Below are 25,230 nucleotides of genomic sequence, written 5' to 3' on the forward strand. Positions count from 1 at the left end.
CTGAGAGTAGCGCGTGCGGTGTCTCAGCGTCAAGCCCCTGCCGCAGCAGCAAAGCCCTCCAGCACATTGGCGGCATTGACACCCACCTCGGCCACGGCATAGCCGCCTTCAAATACCAGGGTGGTGGGCAGACCAGCCCGGGCCAACCGCTCACCGACATGCAGATAGTCGGCACTTTGCAGCGTGAACCCCGAAATGGGGTCGCCTTCAAAGGTATCCATACCCAGCGACACCACCAGGGCCTGGGCGCCAAACCGGGCGATGGCCTGCAAACTATGCTCCAGCGCGGCGAACCAGCGCACGAAGTCGGTGCCACGGGGCAACGGAATATTGAGGTTGGCACCCTGCCCGGCCCCGGCTCCGGTTTCGTCCGCATGACCCAGGTAGAACGGGTATTCGGTGCGCGGATCGCCATGGATGCTGGCGAAGAACACGTCCGCGCGGTCGTAGAAAATGGCCTGCGTGCCGTTGCCGTGGTGGTAGTCGATGTCCAGCACCGCCACCCGCTGCAGGCCCGCATCGCGCAGGTTCTGGGCGGCCAGCGCGGCATTGTTCAAAAAGCAGTAGCCGCCAAAGAAGTCGGCCCCCGCGTGGTGGCCGGGCGGGCGGCTCAGCGCGAAGGCCGCGCGATCCCCCTGCACCAACCGTTGGGCCGCGCTCAGCGCGCAGTGGGCGCCGGCACGCGCAGCCACCCAGGTGCCAGACGTAAAGGGCGAGCCGGCATCGTAGGAATACAGCCCCACCTTGGCCGCGAAATTGTCGGGTTCGATGTCACTGCGCAGGGTGCGCGTGGGCCAGACCGAGGGCAGGATGTCCTTGTCCGCATTCGCAGGGTCCAGCGCCACCCACTGCTCCCACGCGGTTGCCAAAAACTTCAGGTAGCGCGGGCTATGGATGCGCGCCAGCACGGCATCGTCAAACGCATCGGGCGGCTGCACCCTGCCCAGCTTGCGGCGCTGCAGCTCGGCCAGCACGTGGTCGGCGCGGGCCGGCACTTCAAAGCACGGCACGAGCGCGCCGCGGAACATTTCGACCTTGCCCTGGTGCTGGGCGTGGAGGTGGTTGTAGAAGGTGATCACAGTGGAGGCATCGCAAAGGGGTTGCAGAGGTCCACAGTATGCCGATGGCGAGCAGCATGCGCTTTGCTTTTACAGAGCCGCCAAGCCTATGATTTGAGATGAATGAACTAAAAATGCAACAAAAATGAGTCCAAAGACCTCCAAATCAGAATTGGACAGCGCAGACCTGACCATTCTGAGCCTGCTGCAGCAAGACGGCACCCTGTCCAACGCGCAACTGGCCGAACACCTGTCGCTGAGCGTGACCCCCTGCTGGCGCCGGCTCAAGCGCCTGCAGGACGAGGGCTACATCACCGGCTACCAGGCCAACCTCAACCGCCGCAAGCTGGGCCTGGATGTGCTGGCCTTTGTGCAACTGCGCTTCACCGTGGTCACCGATGCGTCGGTCAAGGCATTTGAAGACATCATCCGCGTCCACCCCGCCGTGCTGTCCTGCCACAAGATCACCGGCGAGGCGGACTACATGCTGCAGGTGGTGGCCCAGAATCTGGACGCCTATAGCGACTTTGTCGAAGCCCTGCTGCGCCAGGTGCCCGGCATCAGCATGATGCATTCCAGCCTGGCCATGCGGGAGATCAAGGCGGTGAACCGGTTTCCGGTGGGGCCAGGCTAACCCGCCCATGCGGTTGAGGTTCAACGCTCCGTGGACTTGGCGCTGCCGCCCCGCGCCGTGGCAACGGGGTATTTCTCAGCATTCACCACCATCTTGGCCCGCGCGGCTGCGACCAAGTCGATGTCCAGCTTGTCGCACAGCTGCAGCAGGTAGAGGAATACATCCGCCGCCTCGGCCGCAATCTCCTGCTGCTTGTCCGGCGCCAGAGACTGGCTTTGCGCGTCGGTCAGCCACTGGAAGTGCTCCAGCAATTCGGACGCCTCTACCGACAGCGCACAGGCCAGGTTCTTGGGGGTGTGGAACTGCCCCCAGTCGCGCGCTTGGGCAAAGGCGCGCAATGCTTCCACCAGCGGAGGCAAGGGGTTGGTTTCCAAAATACCCAAATCAGGGTTTTCAGAGGTCAAAACAGGGGTCCCAGCCGCACTTTTAGATGAAATCATGCTCTAGCCCTCGTGCAATATACCTGAGTAGCTTCTATTTTCATAGCAACACTGCCCACGACTAGCGCGCCAGCACCGGCGCCAGCGCCACACCCGTGTGCGTGCCCAGCGCCACCACGGCCTCGGGCGTCGCTGCAGCCACCACGCGACCGCCCGCGTTGCCGCCTTCCGGCCCCAGGTCCAAGACCCAGTCGGCCTCGGCGATCACATCCAGGTCATGCTCGATGACGACCACGCTATGGCCCGCATTGACCAAGCGGTGCAGCACCAGGATCAGCTTCTCCACGTCCGCCATGTGCAGGCCCACCGTGGGTTCGTCCAGCACGTAGAGCGTGTGCGGCGACTTGTTGCCGCGCTTGCCGATGTCGTCGCGCACCTTGGAGAGTTCGGTCACCAGCTTGATGCGCTGCGACTCGCCACCGCTGAGTGTGGGTGACGGCTGACCCAACGTCAGGTAGCCCAGGCCCACATCCTTCAGCAGTTGCAGCGGGTGGGCTATGGATGGCATGGCGGCGAAGAACTCCACGGCCTCGTCCACTTCCATTTGCAACACATCACCAATGTTCTTGCCGCGCCAGGTGACGGCCTGGGTTTCGGGATTGAAGCGCGCGCCCTTGCAGGTTTCGCACAGCACCTTCACATCGGGCAGGAAGCTCATGCCGATGGTGCGGATGCCCTGGCCTTCGCAACCGGGGCAGCGACCTTCGCCGGTGTTGAAGCTGAAGCGGTTGGCCGCGTAGCCGCGGGCCTTGGCCTCCAGCGTGTCGGCGAAGAGTTTGCGGATGGTGTCCCAGAAGCCGATGTAGGTGGCGGGGCAGCTGCGCGGTGTCTTGCCGATGGGGGTCTGGTCCACTTCCAGCACGCGGTCCACGGTCTCGAATCCGGTGACACCTTCGCAACCGGTCCACTGGATTTTTTCGCCAGCGCCCAGGGCGTCTCTGCCTGCCTTGGTGCTGCGTTTCTGGACGGCGACTTGCACATTGGTCAGCAACACGTCGCGCGCCAAAGTGGACTTGCCGGAGCCTGACACACCGGTTACGGCGACCAGGCGTTTGAGGGGGATATGGGCCGTGACGTTTTGCAGGTTGTGGAGGTTGGCGCCCTTGACCGTGAGCCAATCTATCGGCGGCTGAGGTTCTGTGCCCGCAGCCGGAGCAGCCAGGGCGGGTTCCTCCGACGCGTAGCTGATGTCGTCACCCGCCCTGGCCGCTCCCGCTGCTGCGTATTGGGCTGCCACGCGCGCGCGTTCGACCAACTCTGCGTTGGCTTCAACGCTGGAAGTCACGCGTGACGCTGCAATCGCGGCGGCCTTTGCCGCTTTGCCTTTCGGCAGTTTGATGCCCTTTGCCCCTCCCAGACCCGCGGCCGGAGCCGGTACGCCGGGTGACGATTTCGTGTACCCGTATGAGGCGCCCGGCGTACCGGCTTCGGCCGCAGCGAGCGCCGACAACTCAGCCGACTCTTCAAACGAAACCGTAGCCCGCCGCACCATCAGCGGATGCTTCATCGCATGCAACAAATAGCGCCCGGTCTGAGAGTCGGCAGCCCCCTGCAAATCACCCACCATCCCCTCCGCAACCAACCGCCCACCGCGCTTGCCCGCACTGGGCCCGATGTCGATGATGTGGTCCGCATGGCGGATGGTGTCCTCGTCATGCTCCACCACCACCAGCGTATTGCCCTTGTCGCTGAGTGACCGCAGGGCGCCCAGCAGTATCTTGTTGTCCCGCGCATGCAGGCCAATCGTGGGCTCGTCCAGCACATAGCACACACCTTGCAGATTGCTGCCCAACTGCGCGGCCAGGCGGATGCGTTGCGCCTCGCCACCGCTGAGCGTGGGGGCTCCGCGGTCCAGTGTCAGATAGCCCAGCCCCACCTCTTCCAAAAATTCCAGGCGGCTCTTGATCTCGGGCACCAGGTCGCGCGCAATGTCACCCTCGCGCGTGGTCATGCCACCCACCACTTGCAAGGTCTGCACCCACTTGCGCACGTCGGTCACGGAGAGGCGCGCTATGTCGGTGATACCCACACCACTGAACTGCACCGCGCGCGCCGTGGCATTCAGGCGCGTGCCCTGGCAAGTGGGGCAGGTTGCGTCATGCAGGTCCTCGATATCGGCCTCGGCAAAGGTCTGCTCGCGGCCCTTGTTGTCATCGTCCTTCACCGAATCGTCAAACACCTTGCGCTGGTCCTTGGTCAAGGCCACGCCGGTACCTACGCAATCCGGGCACCAGCCGTGCTTGCTGTTGTAGCTGAAGAGGCGCGGGTCCAGCTCCACATACGAAGTCGAACACACCGGGCAGGCGCGCTTGGTGGAGAACACTTGGACCTTGCCAATACTGGCCGTGGACGTACCGGCCACGATGGCCTCTTTCAAACCATCCAGCTCGCTCAACACATGCACAACGCCCTTTCCGTGCACCAGGGCCGTGGCCAGTGCCTCGCGCAACTGCGCCTCGTGGGCCGGGTTCACATCCAGGCTGGCGACGGGCAGCTCGATGTTGTGCTCCTTGAAGCGGTCGATGCGCGGGAAGCCGGTGGTAGGCAAGAAGTTGCCATCGACTCGCAGATGCGTGAAACCACGCGGCCGTGCCCAGTCCGCCAACTCGGTATAGACGCCTTTGCGACCCGACACCAAGGGCGCCAGCAGGCCAATGTGCTGGCCGCGGAAATTCTTCAGCAACTGCGCGGCAATGCTGTCTGCTGACTGCGGCTCCACCGCCGCGCCATCGTGGATGCAGTGCTGCGTACCCAGCTTGACATACAGCAGGCGCAGGAAATGCCAGACCTCGGTGGTGGTACCGACGGTGGACTTGCGGCCACCGCGGGACAGGCGCTGCTCGATCGCCACTGTGGGGGGGATGCCGTAGACCGCGTCCACTTCGGGGCGGCCTGCGGGTTGCACGATGCTTCTTGCGTAGGCATTGAGCGACTCCAGGTAACGGCGCTGGCCTTCGTTGAAGAGGATGTCAAATGCCAGTGTGGATTTGCCGGAGCCGGAGACGCCGGTGACGACGTTGAACTTGCCGCGCGGAATATCCACACTCAGCGACTTGAGGTTGTGCTCCTTGGCGTTGACGATGCGGATCGCGTTGGCGTCGCCTGCGTCGGAGAGCGTTGGCACACCCAGACCCGCAGCCGAACCGGGTTCGCCGGGGGCCGATTTCGTGTACCCGTATGAGGCCCCCGGCGAACCCGGTTCGACTGCAGCGAGCGCAACATACCCAGCCCGTTCTTCCTGCACCTCATGCACCACCCCCATGGCAGCCGCATATTCCCGCAGCGCCTGCGCGGTATGCGATGTGGCGTGCAGCAGCAGATCTTCCGGCGTGCCATGGGCCACCACTTCACCGCCCGCATCACCGCCCTCTGGCCCCAGGTCGATCAACCAATCCGACGCGCGTATCACGTCCAGGTTGTGCTCAATCACCAGCAGCGAATGTCCGGCATCCAGCAGCTTGCGCAATGCGCGCATGAGCTTGGCAATGTCGTCGAAATGCAGGCCCGTAGTGGGCTCGTCCAGCATGAACAGCGTGCCGCGCTTGGCCACCAGTTGGCGGCTGGCAGTGCTGCTCTTGGCGGCTTCGGCCAGGAAGCCGGCCAGCTTCAGGCGCTGGGCTTCGCCACCCGACAGCGTGGGCACGGGTTGGCCCAGCTTCACATACTCCAGACCCACATCCACAATGGGCTGCAGTGCGCGGATCACATCGCGGTCGTTGGAGAAAAGGTCGGCGGCCTCGGTAACCGTCAGGTCCAGCACATCGGACACATTGACGCGCTTGCGGCTACCGGAGGGCCCTACGGTACCGCGCTCAATCGTCACCTCCAGAATCTCGGGCCGGTAGCGCTTGCCATCGCAGTCCGGGCAGCGCAAATACACGTCGCTCAAAAACTGCATCTCGATGTGCTCAAAGCCCGAGCCACCGCAGGTGGGGCAACGCCCGTCGCCACCGTTGAAGCTGAACTTGCTGGCGGTGTAGCCCCGTTCGCGCGACAGGTCGGCACCAGCAAACAGTTCGCGGATCGCGTCCCACGCGCCGACATAACTGACCGGGTTGGAGCGTGCGGTTTTGCCGATGGGCGACTGGTCGACAAACACCACTTCGCTCAACTGCTCGGCACCGAGCAGGCGTGCATGCGCGCCCGGCGTCTCAGTCGCCTTGCCAAAGTGGCGCAAGAGCGCTGGTGCCAGCACATCCTGGATCAGCGTGGACTTTCCCGAGCCGCTGACGCCAGTGACACACACCAGGCGCTGCAGCGGGATCTCCACCGAGATATTTTTCAGGTTGTGTTCGGTCACGCCCTCCAGGATCAGGCGCGGTGTGTTCTCGGCCACCATGCGCTTGAAGCCCATGCCGACCTGTTTGCGACCACCCAGGTAGGCGCCCGTCAGTGTGTCGGCACTGCGCAGCGCTTCGGTGCTGCCATCAAACACGATCTGGCCGCCGCGTTCGCCCGGCGCCGGGCCCATGTCGATCATGCGGTCTGCAGCCAGCATCACCGCCGGGTCGTGCTCTACCACCACCAGTGTGTTGCCGGCATCGCGCAGGCGCTGCATGGCCACGATGATGCGGTGCATGTCGCGCGGGTGCAGGCCGATGCTGGGTTCATCCAAAACGAACAAGGTATTGACCAACGAAGTTCCCAACGCGGTGGTCAGGTTGATGCGTTGGACTTCACCACCGCTGAGGGTGCGGCTTTGGCGGTCCAGGGTCAGATAGCCTATGCCTACGTCGCACAGGTACTTCAGGCGTGTGCAGACTTCCTCGAACAGCAGCTTGAGCGTCTTGGCGTCGGCCTCCGAGCCCTCGGACACGTCGAGCCCGGCCTGCAACGCATCGAAAAAGCGGCGTAGCTTGTCGATGGGCATCAACATCATGTCGTGCAAACAGAGGCCCGGCAAGGCTTCGAGCTGCGCACGCGACCACGTCACCCCCTGCGGCATAAACCGCTTGGAGGGCAACAGCACCGCATCCGCCTGCGCCTTGGTCCCAATGCGCCACAGCAGACTCTCGGTCTTCAGCCGCGCACCGCCGCAGGTGCCGCATGGCGTGTAGCTGCGGTACTTGGACAAGAGCACGCGGATGTGCATCTTGTAGGCCTTGCTCTCCAGGTAGGCAAAGAAACGGTTGATGCCAAACCAGTGCTGGTTCCATTTGCCGTTCCAGTTGGGCGATCCGTTGATGACCCAGCCCTGCTGCTCGGGCGTCAGTTTGTACCAGGGCGTGTCGCGCGGGATGCCGGCCACCTCGGCGTGGCGCATCAGGTCGTCCTGGCACTCCTGCCAGGCGGGGGTCTGCATGGGCTTGACGGCGCCGGCGCGCAGCGTGAGCTTGTCGTTGGGGATGACCAGACCCAGGTCCACACCGACCACACGGCCAAAGCCACGGCAGGCTTCGCAGGCGCCCACGGCGGAGTTGAACGAGAACATGGACGCAATCGGGTCCGTATAGCGGATATCGCTTTGCGGGCAGTGCAGGCCGGTGGAGAAGCGCCAGACATGCCCCCACGCTCCGCCGCTGCGCGGGTCGCTGCCCCCCGAGGGGGCCAATTCGCCTTGGGGCGGCCCGGCGGCGAATTCCGCCTCTGCATCCACCACCACATACACATTGAGCCGGCCGCTGCCGCGCTTGAGGGCGACTTCGATGGCTTCCAGGGCGCGGGCTTTTTCTACGCTGGTGATGCGGAAGCGGTCGGCTACGACGTCGAGGACTTTTCTCCGGTTAGAGTCGGAAACGGGGTCAGAGCCCGATCTCGCACCAGGCTTCGCGCTCCGTTTGGTTTTCTTTCCTGAATCGGGATCTGACCCCGTTTCCGCCACCTCCACTTCCCGCTCGGCGTGGATGCGGGTGAAGCCGCTGGCGGATAGCCATTGGGTCAGTTCTTCGGCCGTGGTGCTGGCAGGCAGTTCAACCGGGAATGTCAGCACCAGACGAGGGTCTGCCGTGGGAGTATTGATCGCCGCACGCCGCACCAGCTCCGCATAAATGGTCTCCGGCGTATCGTGCTGCACCGGCAGCGCGGTTTGCTTGTCGAACAAATTACCGGCGCGGGAATACAGCAGCTTGATGTGGTCGTTCAGCTCCGTCATGGTGCCGACGGTGGAGCGGCTGGAGCGCACCGGGTTGGTCTGGTCGATGGCAATGGCCGGGGGCACACCCTCTACCTTGTCGACGGCTGGCTTGTCCATGCGGTCCAGGAACTGGCGGGCATAGGCCGAGAAGGTTTCCACATAACGGCGCTGGCCTTCGGCATACAGCGTGTCGAACACCAGGCTGGACTTGCCGGAGCCACTGGGACCCGTCACTACCGTCAATTCACCGGTGCGGATATCGAGGTCCAGGTTCTTCAAATTGTGCTGGCGCGCGCCGCGGATACGGATGGTTCCCTGGGTCATGGTGTGCGGTCTTTCTGCATGAGGCCAATCATTCTAGGGACTTGCATCCGGGCCACATGGCACAGGGTCTTGTTGCGCGCTGGGGCAAACCCTAGGTGTGGAAGACCACAACTGGCGCGCCAGAGATACGCTCCGGACAATTGGGGCATAACAAAGCCAGGAGACGTACCATGAATATTGCCCACACCCTGTGGAATGCGGTGTTGCTGGCCGCTCTTGCGACCAGCGCACAGGCCCAACTGCGCATAGGCCAGCCCTCGGGTTTCACCGGTTCCGCGGCGGCAGGGGTCAAGGAAAACACCGAGGGTGCCAAGCTCTACCTCGACGCGGTCAACCGGCGTGGGGGCGTGAACGGCCAGCAAATTGAGCTGGTCACGATGGACGACAAATTCGACCCCGCCACCACGGCCGCCATGGGCCGTGCACTGATCACCGAACAACATGTGCTGGCCCTGTTTTTGAACCGCGGCACGCCCCACGCCCAGGCGCTGCTGCCGGTGCTGGCCGAATTGCATGTGCCCTTGGTCGCGCCCAGCACCGGTGCTATGGCACTGCACGAGCCTGTGCTGCCCTGGGTCTTCAATGTGCGCGCCACCTACCAGCGTGAAGCGATCAAGGCGATACGCCACCTGGCCAGTCTGGGCATGACGCGCATCGCGGTGCTGCAGACCGATGATTCCTTTGGCGCCGACGCGGCCATGGGCGCGGAAAAGGGTTTTACCTCAACCGACCTCAAGCCCGTACTGTTGCAAAAATTCCCGCGCGAGAAACCGGACTTTGCCGACCTGGCCGCCAAGGTCAAGGCCAGCGATGCCCAGGCCGTGCTGTACATCGGGTCCTCTGGCAGCGTGGCCAGCGGCGTCAAGGCTTTGCGCACCGCGGGCCTGACGGTACAGGTTGTGACCTTGTCCAACAACGCGTCCGAGGGGTTTATCAAGTTGCTGGGCGAGCATGCGCGCGGCATCATCGTGACCCAGGTCTTCCCCAATGAGCGGGCCATGAACTACCGCTTGATCAAGGAGGCCCAGGAGTTGGCCAAGGCCAAAGGACTGAGCGGCGTGTCACCGGCGATGATTGAAGGCTTTGCCGCAGCCAAGGTGCTGGTGGAAGGCCTGCGCCGTGCCGGCCCCAAACCCACGCCCAGCAGCCTGCGCGACGCATTGGAAACCTTGCAGAAATTCGACCTGGGCGGGCTGGAGGTCAGCTATAGCCCGGGCAACCACAGCGGCCTGGACTTTGCCGACCTGTCCATCATTGGATCGGACGGAAAATTCATGCGCTGAAGCATGTGGCCCCCACGCTCCGCCGCTGCGCGGGTCGCTGCCCCCCCGAGGGGGCTAAATCCGCTTGGGGCGGCCCGGCGCGGATTTGCCCCTAGCCGATCAGCGCCCGCTCCAGCTCTTCGCTGGCCTTGGCGCCTACGGCTTCGGTGATCTTGGGCAACAGGGCCAGCAATTCGTCGTAACCGCTGGCCGACTCTACGGCCAGGTTCAGGCGGAAACCGCGCAGCCCCAAGGCTGCAGTCAGTCTGGTGGCAATGGGCTTGGCTTCGGTATAGCGCTCTTGCGGTGTGCGCCCGCTGTTGAGAGGGGCCGTAATGGCAACGGTTTTGGCAGCCCAGGTGGGCTCAACGACCGACGCGCTGGCAGAGGCTTGCGTCTCGCCCGGCGCCGGAGCCAGCATGCCGTGGGCCACCATGTGCTCCACGTCTTCGGCGGTCAGCCCCAAGGCCGCAGCCGCCGTCAGCACTTCGCCCACGGTCTTGTTGCCATCGAACATGATGAAGGCCGTGCGCTGCCGTGCCGAAAACAGCGGTGAACGCGCCTTGAATGCCTGCTGCCCTGTCTCCGTTTTTATAAGTTTCATTGCCATATCCTAACTCCAGGACATTGGCCTATACAAGGCGGATTACCCTTTGCGCAGCCTCTACGCCGGGATTGGGCGGCTGCCGACACCCATCCGGCTCAAGGTTTGGCCGAGGATGCAGGCTCTGACGCAGCAGATGCAGGCGAGGATGCCGCCACCGCAGGTGCGGTCGATGCGGCGGCGCTGGCCGGAGCCGCGGTGTGCGCGGGCGCCGTGGTGTCGGATCCGTGTTTTTCTCCGCTCATGTCGATGTCACTGCCACCGCGGTTCAAGATGAACAGGGCCAGTGCAGCAAAGACCACAAAGCCCAAAGCCATTTTCCACATGGTTTTTCTCCAAAAAAAGACCCCGGGCCACCACAGCCCGGGGTCGTGTATGTCATCGGTGCTTAGTCGTTGGCGTAGATGTCAACGTCTTTGGTCTCTTTGATGAAGATCATGCCGATGATGAAAGTGCCAGCGGCCACCACCACGGGGTACCACAGGCCGTAGAAGATGTCGCCGGTCGCGGCCACCATCGCAAAGGCTGTGGTCGGCAGCAGACCGCCAAACCAGCCGTTACCAATGTGGTAGGGCAAGCTCATCGAGGTGTAGCGGATGCGGGTGGGGAACATTTCCACCAGCATGGCGGCAATGGGGCCGTACACCATGGTCACCAGGATCACCAGGTAGACCAACACCGCCAACACCATGGGGGTGTTCATCAGCTTGTCATCGGCCTTGGTGGTCAGGCCACCGGCCTTGGCAGCGTCGACCACAGCCTTCTTGAACTCGGCGATGGCCTTGGCGCTTTCGGGCGAGAAGGCATCACGCTTGTCGTTCAGCGTAGCCACCAGCGACGGAATCAGTGTCTCACCGACCTTGACCGTGGCTTCGGTGCCGGTAGCGGCCGCCACGTTCTGGTAGGGGATGTAGTTTTCGGTCAGTGTGCGCTTGGCGATGTCGCAAGACGTCGTGAAGTCGATCGGACGGGCGATCGGGCTACCCTGGAACGAGCAGCGTGCGGGATCGGCCGTCACAATCACGGGCACCGCTTTTTGTGCGGCCACCAGCTTGGGGTTGGCATAGTTCAACAGCATCGGGAAAACCGTGAAATAGGTCACCGCGGCCAACAGGCAGCCAGCCATGATGATGGGCTTGCGGCCGATCTTGTCCGACAGCGAACCGAACACGATGAAGAAGGGCGTGCCAATAACCAGCGCCGAGGCGATCAACAGGTTGGCGGTCTTGGCGTCCACCTTGGCGATGGACGTCAGGAAGAACAGCGCATAGAACTGGCCCGAGTACCAGACCACGGCCTGGCCTGCGGTCAAACCGACCAGGGCCAAGATGACGATCTTGAGGTTGCGCCACTGACCAAAGGACTCGGACAAGGGTGCCTTGGAGGTCTTGCCCTCGGCCTTCATCTTGGTGAAAGCGGGCGACTCGTTCATGCTCAAACGGATGTAGACCGACACGCCCAGCAGCAGGATGGAGACCAGGAATGGCACGCGCCAGCCCCACTCATCGAAATCGGCGCCGGTGAATTCGCGGGTCACCAGAATCACGATCAGCGACAGGAACAGGCCCAGGGTCGCCGTGGTCTGAATCCAGGCCGTATAGGCACCACGCTTGCCATGCGGTGAGTGCTCGGCCACATAGGTTGCGGCACCACCGTACTCACCACCCAGCGCCAAACCTTGCAGCATGCGCAGCGCGATCAGGATCACCGGTGCTGCCAAGCCAATGCTGGCATAGGTAGGTAGCACACCCACGATGAAGGTGGACAGGCCCATGATCAGGATGGTCACCAGGAAGGTGTACTTGCGGCCAATCATGTCGCCCAGGCGGCCAAACACCAGGGCGCCAAAGGGGCGCACCAGGAAGCCCGCGGCAAAGGCCAGCAACGCGAAGATGTAGGCCGATGTGGGGTCCAGACCGCCAAAGAATTTCTTGGCGATGATGGCGGCCAGAGAGCCGTAGAGGTAGAAGTCATACCATTCAAAAACGGTACCGAGCGAAGAAGCGAAGATGACTTTCTTCTCTTCTGCTGACATCGGCCGTGGGGCTGCAGTTGCCATGGTTTGTGTCTCCAATCAAGGTTGTGGATGCGTGCTACCGACGCGGGTTGGTGATCGCACTATGCAAGCACGGTCTGACCCAGTTCTGACACCTTGCCAACAGCAACTTACCGCCACCTGAACGTGAACTTACAGACTCCGTACTAACCCGGATTCAGCGTTTCTTGATATGGAATTTGGGCCCACAAAAGCCTTGGAAAGCCCCATACAGCCTGACCGCAGTGGCCATGGAACCTAGGGAAAGTCCCCGTATTCCCTACAGGCTAACAGGGGCATTGGGGCGGGTTTTTGAGCGATGCGGCTACGACCGTGCGCGCACCACGCCCGCACCGACCGTGCGTGAAGCTTCCCACTGCGGCCCGTCGAACCAGGTGTCGCCCAGCAGGTAGGCGCGCAGCATCGGCAATGCATCCAGCCCCCAGAAGACCTTGCCATCCACCACATAGGCCGGCACACCGAACACACCCAGCGCGATCGCCTCTTCGGCGTGGGTGCGCAATTGGGCTTTGACCGCCTCGTCGGCCGGGTCGCGCTGTGGTGCCAACTGCTGGGTGATGGCGGCCAGCCGGTCCGCGTCTGCCGCATCGGCCCCGCCCATCCACACGTAGCGGAACAGGGTCTCGCATACATAGCGATTGGGTTGGCCATTGGCGTCGGTGGCCAGTGCCAGACGCAACAGTCCCAGGGGATTGAAGGGGTGCGTGGCCGGCATCTCCAGCGTATGCCCTTTGCTGTGCGCCAGCCACTGCACCTGGCGGTAGGTCCAGTCCCGCTTGGCGGGTATCTCCGCAGGCCCTAGTTGCCCGTGGTGCTTCAGCAGAGCAGCAAACAGCAGCGGCTTGTAGGTCACCGAATAGCTCAGCCCCTCCAGGGCCTGTGGCATCTCCTCAAACGCCAGATAGGCATAAGGCGAGATGAAGTCCAGGTAGAAGCTGATCTGTTTCATAGGATAGGCAAGCGCAGGCAGTTGGCTAAGGCGTTACCGGGCTCAGCGTGGTGGCCCGCTCGGCAATGCGGGCCCAGATGGCCTTCTTCTCGGCATCGCTGCTGGCGCGCCACACGCGGATCTCGTCGATGCTGCGCAGGCAGCCTTCGCAGTAGGTGCGCTGGGCGTCCATGCGGCACACCGACACACAGGGCGATGGAATTTCTTCGGCCATAGCCCTCACCAGTTCTGCGCGAACCGCTATCGATTGTGTAGCATCCCATTCGACCGTCATGTCGGCACCACCTGCGTCACATCGGCTGTGGGCGCATCCGACAACACGGCCAGATCGCGCGGGTGCAGCTTGAACACGCCATGCGGATGGCCGGCCGCGGCCCAGATTTCTTCAAAGCGGAACAGCTCCTGGTCCACCAGGGTCACTGGGGGCTGCGCATGGGCCAAGGGCGACACACCGCCAATGCTGAAGCCGGTCTTGGTCTTCACAAAGTCGGCATCGGCACGGCCTATGCGGCCCACCAAGGCTTCGACCTTTTTCTCGTCCACGCGCCGGTCGCCCGAGGTGATGACCAGCACGGCCACATCGTCTTCCTTGCGGCGGAAGATGATGCTCTTGGCGATCTGGCCCACGGCGATGCCCAGCGCATCCGCTGCCTGCTGGGCGGTACGGGCGGCATCGTCCAGCATGACGGGCTGATGGGGGTGGTTCTTGGCCTTCAATGCAGCCGCCACGCGCTGCACGCCTTCAGGCAGGTTGTTCAATTCCATGCTGCGCTCAACCCAATCGTTTGTTCAGCAACGCAGTCGCCGCGCGCGAATTGGGCTTGCGTTGCAAAAAATCGCTGATGAATTTGCCGGCGTCCACCAGCTTGTCCAGGTCAATGCCGGTCTCGATGCCCATGCCGTGCAGCAGGTAGACCACGTCTTCCGACGCCACGTTGCCGGTCGCACCCTTGGCATAGGGGCAACCGCCCAGGCCTGCGACCGAGGTGTCGTAGTTCCAGATGCCCATTTGCAGGCTGGCCAGCGTATTGGCCAGGGCCATGCCATAGGTGTCGTGGAAGTGGCCCGAGATATGGTCCACACCATAGACCTTGAGCGTGGCCTCCATCGCCTTTTGCACCTTGTGCGGGGTCCCCACACCAATGGTGTCGGCCACGCCCACATGCTGCACGCCCAGGTCATGCATCAGCCGCGCCACCATCTCCACCCGCGCTGGGGCAATCTCGCCTTCATAGGGGCAGCCCACAGCACACGAGATGGCGCCGCGCACGGTGAGCCCTTTTTCCAGCGCGGCCTGCACCACGGGGCGGAAGCGCTCGATGCTCTCGGCAATGGAGCAGTTGATGTTCTTTTGGCTGAAGGCTTCGCTGGCCGCGCCAAACACAACAATCTCATCGGGACTGGATTTCAGGGCAGTTTCGAAGCCTTGCATATTGGGCGTCAGCACCGAGTAGCGCACACCCGGTTTGCGCTGCACACCGGCCATGACCTCGGCGTTGTCGGCCATCTGCGGTACCCACTTGGGCGAGACAAAACTGGTGACCTCGATCTCGGTCAGACCGGCATCCTGCAGACGGTGCACCAACTCAATCTTGACGGCGGCGGGAACCGGTTGTTTTTCGTTCTGCAGACCGTCGCGCGGGCCGACATCGACAAGCTTGACGCGGGTGGGTATAGCCATGGAATTCCTTGTTGGGGTTGCTGCGCAATTGTCTCAAAAAAGCCTGCGCAACACCCGCCACAAGGGCAATACGCGCGCAGTGGCAAGCGTGGGAGTTGGGACCCTTTAGCGCTGGAACCCAATCGCTGCAGTACTGCGGCCCGAGCCAAAGGCCAAGCCCTCACCTTCGGCCAGCTTGAAGATGCTGACCGCGCGCTGCAGCATTTGCGCTTGCTCCTGCATGCTGGATGCGGCGGCCGCCGCCTGCTCCACCAGGGCCGCGTTTTGCTGCGTCATCTCATCCATCTGGCTGATGGCCTTGTTGACCTCTTCGATGCCCACGCTTTGCTCCTGGCTGGCCACGGTGATCTCGCCCATGATGTCGGCCACGCGCTTAACCGATGTGACGATGGCGCCCATGGTCTGGCCGGCCTCGTCCACCAGCTTGCTGCCCGCATCGACCTTGTCCACCGAGTCACCAATCAGCGACTTGATCTCTTTGGCGGCACTGGCGCTGCGTTGTGCCAGGCTGCGCACCTCGGCGGCCACCACGGCAAAGCCGCGGCCCTGCTCACCGGCCCGCGCGGCTTCCACCGCCGCGTTCAGCGCCAGGATATTGGTCTGGAACGCGATGCCGTCGATGACGCCAATGATGTCCACAATCTTGCTGGAGCTGGCCTTGATGGAGCCCATGGTGCTGACCACGCGGGTGACGATCTGGCCGCCCTGCGCGGCCACCGCGGATGCGGACTCCACCAACTGGTTGGCCTGGCGGGCGCTGTCGGCGTTTTGTTTGACGGTGCCGGTCAGCTCTTCCATCGCGGCGGCGGTCTCTTCCAGCGAACTGGCCTGGTTCTCGGTACGGGCCGACAGGTCGTGGTTGCCGGCTGCAATTTCTTGTGAAGCCGAGGTGATGGTCTCGGTACCCTGGCGCACCTCGCCTACGGTCTTGGCCAGGCTGTCGTTCATCTCCTTGAGGGCTGCCAGCAATTCGCTGACCTCATCGCGCCCGCTCAGTTCCACGCGTGAGGTCAGCTCACCGGACGCCACCGTCTGCGCTACACGCACCGCGCCCTTGAGCGGCTCGGTAATGCTACGTGTGGTCAGCCAGGCGCAGGCGGCACCCAACACCACCCCCACCAGGCCGCAGGCCAGCAGTACCAGCGTCAGCGAGCGGTCGGCCGCAATGGAGCGGTCCATCACCTCTTTGCCCGCCGCCACCTGGATGCCGACCAGTTTGTTGATCTCCACCAGCAGTTGCTGCGACAACGGGTCTATCTGGCTCACGATGATCTTGGCCGAGCCCTCGGTATTGAAGGCCAGCGCCTGGCCGACGGCCTCTTTGAACAGGCCCTCGGTGGTCTTGTCTATCCTGGTGATTTCGTCGAGCACCTTTTTCTCGGCATCGTTCAAGCCCAGGGCCGTGAGCTTGTCACGGGCCGCGACATAGCTTGCGCGTTGTTCCTTGACCTTGGCCTCTTCCTTTTGCATCAGGGGCACATCGGCCGTCAGCCCGATGTTGCGCATGGCGACGGCAATCTCCAGCAGGCTGCCTTTCATCGTGCCGGCCAACGCGGATTTGTCGGCGCTGTTGGACAGGCCTGCCACCAGTTGGGCCTTGTTGGATGCGTTCAGCGAATTGCCAATCAAAACCATGGCCACCAGGATCGCCAACACGATTCCGAACCCGATCCCCAGACGGGGGCCAATGCGCAAATTACGAAAATTCATGGTGCATCCCAACAGGTATTGGCCCTCGTGGGCGAGGTTCTTGTGCTGCGAAGGGTACTGCCATTCGGGGGCGCTGTCACCCTATTTCAACGGCGTCAATAGCCCTGGCCGCGGTCCACGATACCGGCAACAGGCTCGCCCCGTTGCAAGGCCATCATCTTGCCAACGATCTGCGCAATGCTCTCACTGCGTAACGTGCGGGCCGATGTGTGCGGCGTGACGGTGATGCGCGGATGCTTCCAGAATGCATGCTCTGCAGGCAAGGGCTCGGTGCGGAACACGTCCAGCGTGGCGCCGGCAATGTGGCCGCTGTCCAGCAGCGCCAGCAAGTCCTCTTCCACCAGATGGGCGCCACGCGCGACATTGATGACATAGGCCCCGGCCTGCAGTTGCGACAAGGTGCCGCGGTTCATGATGCCCTGTGTGTCCGGCGTCAGGGGCAGCAGGCAGACCAGCACGCGGCTGGCGGCCAGAAAGTCTTGGAAGCCCTGCGTGCCCGAGAAGCAATGCACGCCCTCCACTGTTTTTGGAGACCGGCTCCAGCCATGGACCGGGAATTCGAAGCTGCCCAATGCCCGGGCCACACGCGCACCCAGCACACCCAGCCCCATGACACCGACCGGAAAATCGGCCCGGGCCTGTGGCTTGCGGTAAGACCATTTGCCCTGGCGGGTATCGGCCTCATACGCATCGAACTCGCGGAAGTGGCGGATGACCGCGTGGCACACATACTCGGCCATTTGCACCGACATGCCGGCGTCGTCCAACCGCACGATCTGCGCGTGGGCAGGCAACCGAAGTTTGAGCAGCGCATCGACCCCGGCGCCAATATTGAACACAGCTTTCAGTTGCGACTGCTCGTCAAAGAACTGTTGCGGCGGCGCCCAGACTACGCCGTAGTCCGCGGCCGGCGCGCCCGCCGACCACAACGCGATATCGGCATCGGGCAGCGCCGCGCGCAGGCCTTGCAGCCAGGGCTCGGACGCGGTGTCAGTGCAGCAGAAGGTGATGCGCATGGCTGGTGATCCCGGTGAAGACAGGATCGCAGTCTAGTAGACGGTGGCGATAGGCAGCTGCATCCGCATGTCAGGCCGCAGCGGTCAGCTTCAGCAACTCTGCACCTTCGGTCACCTGGTCACCTGGTGCGAACAATAGCTCGGCCACCGTGCCATCGGTCGGCGCGGCAATGGTGTGCTCCATCTTCATCGCTTCCATAACAGCCAGGGCCTGCCCCTTCTTCACCACATCACCGGCCTTGACGGCGAAGGACACCACCTTGCCGGGCATGGGCGCGGTCAGTCGGCCGGCTTCGGCATGGGCATCGCCGGAGTGGGCCAACGCATCGATTGCTACGATTTGTGTAGCGCCACGTGCAGTGAATACGTGGGCTACCTCGCCATTTTTGTAAAGGTGCACAGTGGAACGCAGGTCGCCATAGCGCACATCCAGCGCGCCGCCGGCCAGTGGCGTGTAGTGCAGGGCCGCGGTGTTGCCATCCACAGACAACTGCAGACCGCCATCGTGCAAGCGGGTGAACCGCGCGGTATGGGGTTCGCCATGGAACTCCAGCATGAAGTCGCGGTTGGACGCACCGTGCGAGCGCCAGCCATCGCGCTGTGCCCAAGGGTCTATCCAGCCACTGGCATCCGCCTTCGTCGCCAGGGCCAGCTCGCTGACCAGCGTCTGCGCCACCATGGCCGCGGTGGCCATGTGCAGGCCCACCTTCTCCTGCTTGAACAGCACAGCCGATTCGCGCGGAATCAAGGCAGTGTCGAGTTGGGCTTGCGCAAAGGACGCGCTGGTGGTGACATGGCGCAGGAACTGCACATTGGTTGTCAGGCCAACGATATGGGTCTGCGCCAGCGCCGTGTCCAAGCGCGCCAGCGCCTGCTCGCGCGTTGCGCCATGCACGATGAGCTTGGCCACCATGGAGTCGTAGAAGGGGCTGATGCTGTCGCCCTGGCGCACGCCCGAGTCCACGCGCACCGCGTTGTCGGCACGTTCAAAGGTCGTGCAGGCTGGCAGGCCATAGACATGCAAGGTGCCGGTGGCGGGCAGGAAATTGTTGTCGGGGTTTTCGGCGCAGATGCGGGCCTCGATGGCGTGGCCGTGGATCTTCAGTTCGTCCTGCGCCAAGGGCAGCTTCTCGCCAGATGCCACACGCAATTGCCACTCCACCAGGTCTTGCCCGGTGATGGCTTCGGTGACGGGGTGCTCCACCTGCAAGCGCGTGTTCATTTCCATGAAATAGAACTTCATCTGCTCGGGGTGTTCGTAGCCGCCGGGCTGCTCGACGATGAACTCCACGGTACCCGCACCCACATACTTCACCGCACGCGCTGCCTCCACCGCTGCCTGGCCCATGCGGGCGCGCAGTTCGGGTGTCATGCCGGGTGCGGGGGCCTCTTCCAAGACCTTCTGGTGGCGGCGCTGTACCGAGCAATCGCGCTCGAACAGGTACACGTAATTGCCGTGCGTGTCGCCAAACACCTGGATCTCGATATGGCGCGGGCGCTGCACGTATTTCTCGACCAGCACCGCGTCATCACCAAAGCTGTTGATGGCCTCGCGCTTGCACGATGCCAAGGCTGCCGCAAAGTCCTCGGCCTTGTCTACCGCGCGCATGCCCTTGCCACCGCCGCCGGCGCTGGCCTTGATCAACACGGGGTAGCCAATGCGGTCCGCCTCGCGCTGCAGCAGCGCCGGGTCCTGGTCGGCACCGTGGTAACCGGGCACCAGCGGCACGCCAGCCTTTTCCATCAGCTGTTTGGATTCGGCCTTGAGCCCCATGTCCTTGATGGCGGATGCGGGTGGTCCGATGAAGACCAACCCAGCAGCGGCGCAGGCTTGGGCAAAGTCTTCGTTCTCACTCAGAAAGCCATAACCCGGGTGGATGGCTTGTGCTCCCGTGGCCTTGGCGGCTTCGATGATGCGCTCCCAGCGCAGGTAGCTGTCCTTGGGTGCGCTGCCACCGATGTGGATGGCCTCGTCGCAGGCGGCCACGTGCTTGGCGCCTGCGTCCGCGTCGGAATAGACCGCGACTGTTTTGATGGCCAGGCGGCGTGCGGTGGCGGCTACGCGGCAGGCGATCTCGCCGCGGTTTGCAATGAGTATTTTGGTAAACATAGTCGGTATCCTCATTACATCCGGAACACGCCAAACTTCACATCCGGGATCGGCGCGTTCAGCGTGGCGCTCAAGCCTAGGGCCAGCACGCGGCGCGTGTCCGCCGGGTCAATGATGCCGTCGTCCCACAACCTAGCAGTTGCGTAGTACGGGTGGCCTTGCTCTTCGTACTGGCGGCGGATCGGGGTCTTGAAGGCTTCCTCCTCCTCCACACTCCATGCCCCACCCTTGCCTTCTATACCGTCGCGTTTGACGGTGGCCAGCACGCTGGCGGCCTGCTCGCCGCCCATGACGCTGATGCGCGCGTTGGGCCACATCCACAGGAAGCGGGGCGAGTAGGCCCGGCCGCACATGCCGTAATTGCCGGCGCCAAAACTGCCGCCGATGATGATGGTGAACTTAGGCACATTGGCCGTGGCCACGGCCGTGACCATCTTGGCGCCGTTGCGGGCGATGCCTTCGTTCTCGTATTTGCGGCCGACCATGAAGCCAGTGATGTTCTGCAGGAACACCAGCGGGATCTTGCGCTGGCAGCACAGCTCGATGAAGTGCGCGCCCTTGAGCGCCGATTCGCTGAACAGAATGCCGTTGTTGGCGATGATGCCCACCGGCATGCCTTCGATGTGCGCAAAGCCAGTGACCAGCGTGGTGCCAAAGCGGGGCTTGAACTCGTGGAACTCCGAGCCGTCGACGATGCGGGCGATGATCTCGCGCACGTCAAAGGGCTTGCGGGTGTCGGTGGGGATCACACCGTACAACTCTTCTGCTGCGAATTTAGGAGCAACAGGCGCTTTGAGTGCGGGGGCTAGCGCCTTCTTCTGGTTGAGGTTGGCCACCGCGGTGCGGGCGATGGACAGGGCATGCAAATCGTTCTGCGCCAGATGGTCGGCCACGCCACTGAGCCGCGTGTGCACATCACCACCGCCCAGGTCTTCCGCCGTCACTACCTCACCCGTGGCCGCCTTCACCAATGGCGGGCCGCCCAGAAAGATCGTGCCCTGGTTCTTGACGATGATGGTCTCGTCGCTCATGGCCGGCACATAGGCGCCACCAGCCGTGCACGAACCCATGACGACGGCGATCTGGGCAATGCCCTCGGCGCTCATGTTGGCCTGGTTGAAGAAGATGCGGCCAAAGTGGTCGCGGTCGGGGAAGACTTCGTCCTGGTTGGGCAGGTTGGCGCCGCCAGAGTCCACCAGATAGATGCAGGGCAGGCGGTTTTGCTGGGCGATCTCTTGCGCGCGCAAATGCTTTTTGACGGTGACGGGGTAGTAAGTGCCGCCCTTGACCGTGGCGTCGTTGCACACAATCATGCAGTCCACACCCGACACGCGGCCGATACCGGCAATCACACCGGCGCAGGGCGCGCTGTCGCTGCCGTCGCGGTCCGGGTACATGCCCATGGCGGCCAGCGGCGACAGCTCCAGGAACGGCGTGCCCGGGTCCAACAGGTTGTGCACGCGGTCACGCGGCAGCAGCTTGCCGCGGGCCGTGTGCTTGGCGCGGGCGGCGTCGCCACCGCCCATGGCGGCCTTGTCGGTCTGCGCGTTCAGATCAGCCACCAGCGCGCGCATGGCGTTGGCGTTGGCGACGAAGTCGGCCGAGCGGGCGTTGAGTTGGGTCTCCAGAATGGGCATGGGAGTTCCAGTAGAAGGTTTCAGGATTCAGCTTGCATTTTCAGCCGGGTGGGGCAGGTCGCGCAGGTCATAAAGGTTGCAAATCGCGCCACCGCTTAAAAACTGCGGCACACTTAGGGCATGGTTGCATCATCTCCCATTGCCGCTACGCCCATGGCCTTTGTGCGCGCCATTGTGGCCGCCTACCGACGCTATGGCAAGGAACCGGCCCAGGCCCTGCGCCAGGCACAGATTGCGCCAGAACAAATCAACAAGCCCGATGCGCGCATCACCGCTTGGCAGATGGAAACGCTATCGGGAGCCGCGATGCAGGAGCTGGACGACGAGGCCTTGGGCTGGTTCAGCCGGCGCCTGCCCTGGGGTAGCTACGGCATGCTGGCGCGGGCTTCCATCAGCGCGCCGACCTTGGGGGTGGCGATTTCCCGTTGGTGCCGACACCACGGGTTGATTGCTCCGGACATTGCGCTGTCGCTTGAGATTGCGGGCGACGTGGCGACTGTCCGAATTGCGGAGCACTTTGGGACACGGGAAGACCGTGTGGCTGGGGACTCTGCTCCGTGTCCCCCGCCCGCTTTGCGGGCTCCTCCTTTACCTACGCAGAATCCCCAGCCACACAGCCTTCCTGCACCTATGCGCGAGTTCTGCCTGGTTTCCGTGCTTCGCAACATCCACGGTCTGGCCTGCTGGTTAGTGGATTCGCGCATTGCATTGCTGGGGGCGCAATTTCCATTTGGAGCACCTGCACACGCAAGCGCCTACGCCGTCTTGTTCTCCGGCCCTACCAGCTTCGACAGCGGCCCGGCCAGCATTCGGTTTGACGCCCAATATCTGAAGCTGCCGCTGCGCCGCGACGAAAAGGCGCTGCAACAAATGCTGCAACACGCCCTACCGCTGACCGTGCTGCAATACCGCCGCGACCGCCTGCTAGTGCAGCGCGTGCGCCAGACGCTGGCCAGCCATGCGCAGCAAACCCATAGTGCGGAGGCATTGGCGACTCTGCTGAACGTGTCGCCCCGCACGCTGCACCGCCAGCTGAAGGACGAGGGTGCGACGCTACAAGGTCTGAAAGACGAGGTACGCCAAGGTCGAGCCATCGAACTATTGCACCGCACCGAGCGACCGATCAAGCAGGTGGCCGAGGCGGCGGGCTTTCGCAATGAGAAGAGTTTTATCCGGGCGTTTAAAGGCTGGACTGGGCTATCGCCGGCGGAGTTTCGCAGACAGGCAGTGCCGACGGAGTGAAGCCACGCATCCCTAGGCGACGTGCAAGCTTATTCTGCGACACCGCCTGCAGGAAAAGCGCCGTCTACGACTTCTTCATTGGTCAGCTCTCTCCCCATCCACACCACGACGTTGGCACCACCAGCTCCAAGCGCCATTTCCCGAAATGCGCGGCGTTCGACCTGCGTAAAGCCCCCTTCAGGATCACCCAAGGGATGGATGACGATTCGCGGGCTCGGCAAAAACCAAGGCTTGCCAAAGAGCCGCCGTACGAACAGCTTCAGCAATTGCTGCGCCGACGTGAAGTCAGAAACCAGCGACCTGGGATGGGCGAACGGGTTGACGACAACGGCTTGCGCATTCGCTGCGGCTGAGCGGGCGGCTGAGCCAGCGGCCAGAACCCTCTCCGGATTCTTGGCTATGGCAAGCTCAGGCACCTCTGACACAGACTCGCCGCTCCGTGCATTGGTCACGGTCAGACGCTCGGCTGAAATGCGGATGTACACGATGGGGATGAACGAGCGCAGCATCTGAAGTGGCACCTACGGTTAATGCGGATTGACACGCAACAGCCGCTGTCGGCTGCGCCCTGCAACTGGACCACCGCCCCGCGTGAAGGATGATCAAGAAGCCGCTACTTTAGCTTCTGTACCGATGGCTGAAAGATGTCCAATCACGGCCGTCCTCTCGCAAAACAGGAGCTTGCCTGCCATCACCACCGCGCCACACCAACAACTCCTCCTTGGCATGATTTGTCCCCTTCATGGCACACGCGGCATCCCTGCTGTTTGTAGACTGCAAAAACCATGACGATGATGATTGCCATTGACGACTCCACGACGATAGGCGTAGCGTTCTTCCAAGCTGCGGAACGCTATGCATCCAATAGCCTGTTGGCCGTGCCCGCCAACCCGGCACGGCGCTACGACCCTGCGGGCCGCGAGATCAGCTACGCCGAAGCGGCCGACACCGTCCGCGAACTCATAGCGCAATACCGTGCCGCAGGCTACGGGCTAGGCAACCGCGTGGGCCTATTCCTGGAGAGCCGCCCCGAGCACATGTTGCACAAGCTGGCGCTCAATGCAATAGGCGTGTGCTGCGTGCCCATCAACCCGGATTACCGGCCGCGTGAACTGGCCTATGTGGTGGACCATGCCAAGGTGGATCTGATCGTGGCATTGGCAAGCCGCAACGATGCGGTGCAAGCTGCGCTGGCTTTGACGCAGCACCAAGTTTCGGTTGCATTGCTGGAAGATTTCGCCAACACGCCGCTGACCGCACCCGCCACGCCCGCCCAGGCGGGCACACCCACCGGCGACACCCCTGCCAGCATCCTCTACACCTCCGGAACCACCGGCCAACCCAAGGGCTGCGTGCTGTCCCACACCTACGAGCTGGCCGCCGGCCACTGGTACGCCCACCAGGGCGGCCTGGGCACGGTGCGCGAAGGGCAGGAGCGGCTGTATAACCCGCTGCCGCTGTTCCATGTCAACGCGTCCATCCTGTCGTTCTATTGCATGTTGCTCAGCGGCGGCTGCCAGGTGCAGACCGACCGTTTCCAGCCCAGCCGCTGGTGGACGGAGGTGGTGGACAGCCGCGCCACCATCGTGCACTACCTGGGCGTGGTCGTGCCGATGCTGTTGTCGCAACCGGTGAGCCCGCTGGAACGCGCCCACTGCGTGCGCTTTGGCTACGGCGCGGGGGTGGAGCCGCAACTGCACGCGGTGTTTGAAGAACGCTATGGCTTCCCGCTGCTGGAACTGTGGGGCATGACCGAGATGGTTCGCCCGCTGTGCGACAACCATGCGCCGCGCCAGGTGGGCACCCGCGCATTTGGCCGCGCACGGCCCGGGCTGGATGCCTGCGTGATGGACGAGACTGGCCAAGTGGTGGCAGACGGCACGCCGGGCGAGTTGGTCATCCGCCACTCCGAAGCCACTCCGCGCCGGCACTTCTTCAGCGGCTATCTGGACAACCCCGCCGCCACCGAGGATGCGTGGCGCGGCGGCTGGTTCCATACCGGGGACATCGTGACCCGTTCAGCTGACGGCATGCTGCACTTCATGGACCGGCGCAAGAACATCATCCGCCGCTCTGGCGAGAACATTGCCGCCGCCGAGGTGGAGGCCCTGCTACTGACACACCCGCTGGTCGCCAATGTGGCGGTCATGGCTTTGCCCGATGACGTGCGCGAGGAAGAGGTGCTGGCCTGCATCGTACTGAAGGACCGTCAAGGCAACGAGACGGTGGACACCGCCCACACCCTGTTCGACTTCTGCCATGCCAACCTGGCCTACTACAAGGCGCCCGGCTGGCTGTGGTTCGCTGCCGAAATCCCGACCACTGGCACGCAGAAAATCCAGAAGCACCGCATCTTCCCCGAAGGCCAGGACCCGCGCACGCTGCCCGGTATGCACGACCTGCGCGCCCTCAAGAAACGCAATTAGGCTATTCC

General features: G+C 63.3%; 19 protein-coding genes. 4 read left to right on the forward strand and 15 right to left on the reverse strand.

The genetic code is table 11. The annotated features are described in order from the left end of the window. Positions 1–29: 29 nt before the first annotated feature. On the reverse strand, positions 30–1,079 hold the full coding sequence (locus tag AC07OO_RS12665; protein ID WP_495082465.1) for a histone deacetylase family protein: 1,050 nt from the start codon (positions 1,077–1,079) through the stop codon (positions 30–32). Between the two features lie 124 nt (positions 1,080–1,203). Here AC07OO_RS12665 and AC07OO_RS12670 point away from each other — a divergent pair, with 124 nt between their 5' ends. Continuing rightward, positions 1,204–1,692: an Lrp/AsnC family transcriptional regulator gene (locus AC07OO_RS12670; protein WP_495082466.1), complete on the forward strand. Its 489-nt coding sequence runs from the start codon at positions 1,204–1,206 to the stop codon at positions 1,690–1,692. Between the two features lie 20 nt (positions 1,693–1,712). On the opposite strand, the gene AC07OO_RS12675 is transcribed toward AC07OO_RS12670, so the two are convergent. Beyond that, on the reverse strand, positions 1,713–2,096 hold the full coding sequence (locus AC07OO_RS12675) for a nucleotide pyrophosphohydrolase (protein ID WP_495082467.1): 384 nt from the start codon (positions 2,094–2,096) through the stop codon (positions 1,713–1,715). Positions 2,097–2,193: 97 nt separating this feature from the next. Next, on the reverse strand, positions 2,194–8,529 hold the full coding sequence (gene uvrA / locus AC07OO_RS12680; RefSeq protein ID WP_495082468.1) for an excinuclease ABC subunit UvrA: 6,336 nt from the start codon (positions 8,527–8,529) through the stop codon (positions 2,194–2,196). 170 nt (positions 8,530–8,699) lie between these two features. On the opposite strand from uvrA, the gene AC07OO_RS12685 reads away from it, so the two are divergent. Then, positions 8,700–9,812, forward strand: a complete 1,113-nt coding sequence (locus AC07OO_RS12685; RefSeq protein ID WP_495082469.1) for an ABC transporter substrate-binding protein — start codon at positions 8,700–8,702, stop codon at positions 9,810–9,812. A gap of 91 nt (positions 9,813–9,903) precedes the next feature. Here AC07OO_RS12685 and AC07OO_RS12690 read toward each other — a convergent pair whose 3' ends face one another. From AC07OO_RS12690 to AC07OO_RS12740, 11 genes are all read right to left on the reverse strand, one after another. Next, complete coding sequence (locus tag AC07OO_RS12690) at positions 9,904–10,395, reverse strand: hypothetical protein (protein WP_495082470.1); 492 nt, start codon at positions 10,393–10,395, stop codon at positions 9,904–9,906. A gap of 98 nt (positions 10,396–10,493) precedes the next feature. Further along, positions 10,494–10,721 carry a hypothetical protein gene (locus AC07OO_RS12695; RefSeq protein ID WP_495082471.1) on the reverse strand — a complete coding sequence of 76 codons (228 nt, stop codon included), beginning with the start codon at positions 10,719–10,721 and terminating at the stop codon, positions 10,494–10,496. A 62-nt stretch (positions 10,722–10,783) separates the two neighbouring features. Beyond that, positions 10,784–12,454 (reverse strand): MFS transporter, encoded by a 1,671-nt coding sequence (locus AC07OO_RS12700; RefSeq protein WP_495082472.1) that lies wholly within the window; start codon positions 12,452–12,454, stop codon positions 10,784–10,786. Positions 12,455–12,755: 301 nt separating this feature from the next. Then, complete coding sequence (locus tag AC07OO_RS12705; RefSeq protein ID WP_495082473.1) at positions 12,756–13,400, reverse strand: 2-hydroxychromene-2-carboxylate isomerase; 645 nt, start codon at positions 13,398–13,400, stop codon at positions 12,756–12,758. 25 nt (positions 13,401–13,425) lie between these two features. After that, positions 13,426–13,674 (reverse strand): DUF1289 domain-containing protein, encoded by a 249-nt coding sequence (locus AC07OO_RS12710; protein ID WP_495082474.1) that lies wholly within the window; start codon positions 13,672–13,674, stop codon positions 13,426–13,428. Then, the gene (locus AC07OO_RS12715) at positions 13,671–14,165 is read right to left on the reverse strand and encodes a YbaK/EbsC family protein (protein ID WP_495082475.1); all 495 of its coding nucleotides are present in this window, start codon (positions 14,163–14,165) and stop codon (positions 13,671–13,673) included. Before AC07OO_RS12715 ends, AC07OO_RS12710 begins: the two co-directional genes overlap by 4 nt. Before the next feature lie 7 nt (positions 14,166–14,172). Further along, complete coding sequence (locus AC07OO_RS12720; RefSeq protein ID WP_495082476.1) at positions 14,173–15,081, reverse strand: hydroxymethylglutaryl-CoA lyase; 909 nt, start codon at positions 15,079–15,081, stop codon at positions 14,173–14,175. A gap of 105 nt (positions 15,082–15,186) precedes the next feature. Beyond that, the gene (locus tag AC07OO_RS12725) at positions 15,187–16,791 is read right to left on the reverse strand and encodes a methyl-accepting chemotaxis protein (protein WP_495082477.1); all 1,605 of its coding nucleotides are present in this window, start codon (positions 16,789–16,791) and stop codon (positions 15,187–15,189) included. 95 nt (positions 16,792–16,886) lie between these two features. Beyond that, positions 16,887–17,807, reverse strand: coding sequence for a 2-hydroxyacid dehydrogenase (locus tag AC07OO_RS12730; RefSeq protein ID WP_495082478.1), 921 nt, complete (start codon positions 17,805–17,807; stop codon positions 16,887–16,889). Positions 17,808–17,877: 70 nt separating this feature from the next. Then, positions 17,878–19,917: an acetyl/propionyl/methylcrotonyl-CoA carboxylase subunit alpha gene (locus AC07OO_RS12735; protein WP_495082479.1), complete on the reverse strand. Its 2,040-nt coding sequence runs from the start codon at positions 19,915–19,917 to the stop codon at positions 17,878–17,880. A gap of 14 nt (positions 19,918–19,931) precedes the next feature. Continuing rightward, a complete protein-coding gene (locus AC07OO_RS12740; RefSeq protein WP_495082480.1) occupies positions 19,932–21,554 on the reverse strand; it encodes a carboxyl transferase domain-containing protein in 1,623 nt (540 codons plus the stop codon). 120 nt (positions 21,555–21,674) lie between these two features. Here AC07OO_RS12740 and AC07OO_RS12745 point away from each other — a divergent pair, with 120 nt between their 5' ends. Further along, positions 21,675–22,796: an AraC family transcriptional regulator gene (locus AC07OO_RS12745; protein ID WP_495082481.1), complete on the forward strand. Its 1,122-nt coding sequence runs from the start codon at positions 21,675–21,677 to the stop codon at positions 22,794–22,796. Between the two features lie 29 nt (positions 22,797–22,825). On the opposite strand, the gene AC07OO_RS12750 is transcribed toward AC07OO_RS12745, so the two are convergent. Further along, positions 22,826–23,305, reverse strand: a complete 480-nt coding sequence (locus tag AC07OO_RS12750) for a rod shape-determining protein (protein ID WP_495082482.1) — start codon at positions 23,303–23,305, stop codon at positions 22,826–22,828. A 276-nt stretch (positions 23,306–23,581) separates the two neighbouring features. On the opposite strand from AC07OO_RS12750, the gene AC07OO_RS12755 reads away from it, so the two are divergent. Then, the gene (locus AC07OO_RS12755) at positions 23,582–25,222 is read left to right on the forward strand and encodes an AMP-binding protein (protein WP_495082483.1); all 1,641 of its coding nucleotides are present in this window, start codon (positions 23,582–23,584) and stop codon (positions 25,220–25,222) included. Positions 25,223–25,230: the final 8 nt, after the last annotated feature.

The organism is Rhodoferax sp. GW821-FHT07G04 (genome assembly GCF_059418585.1).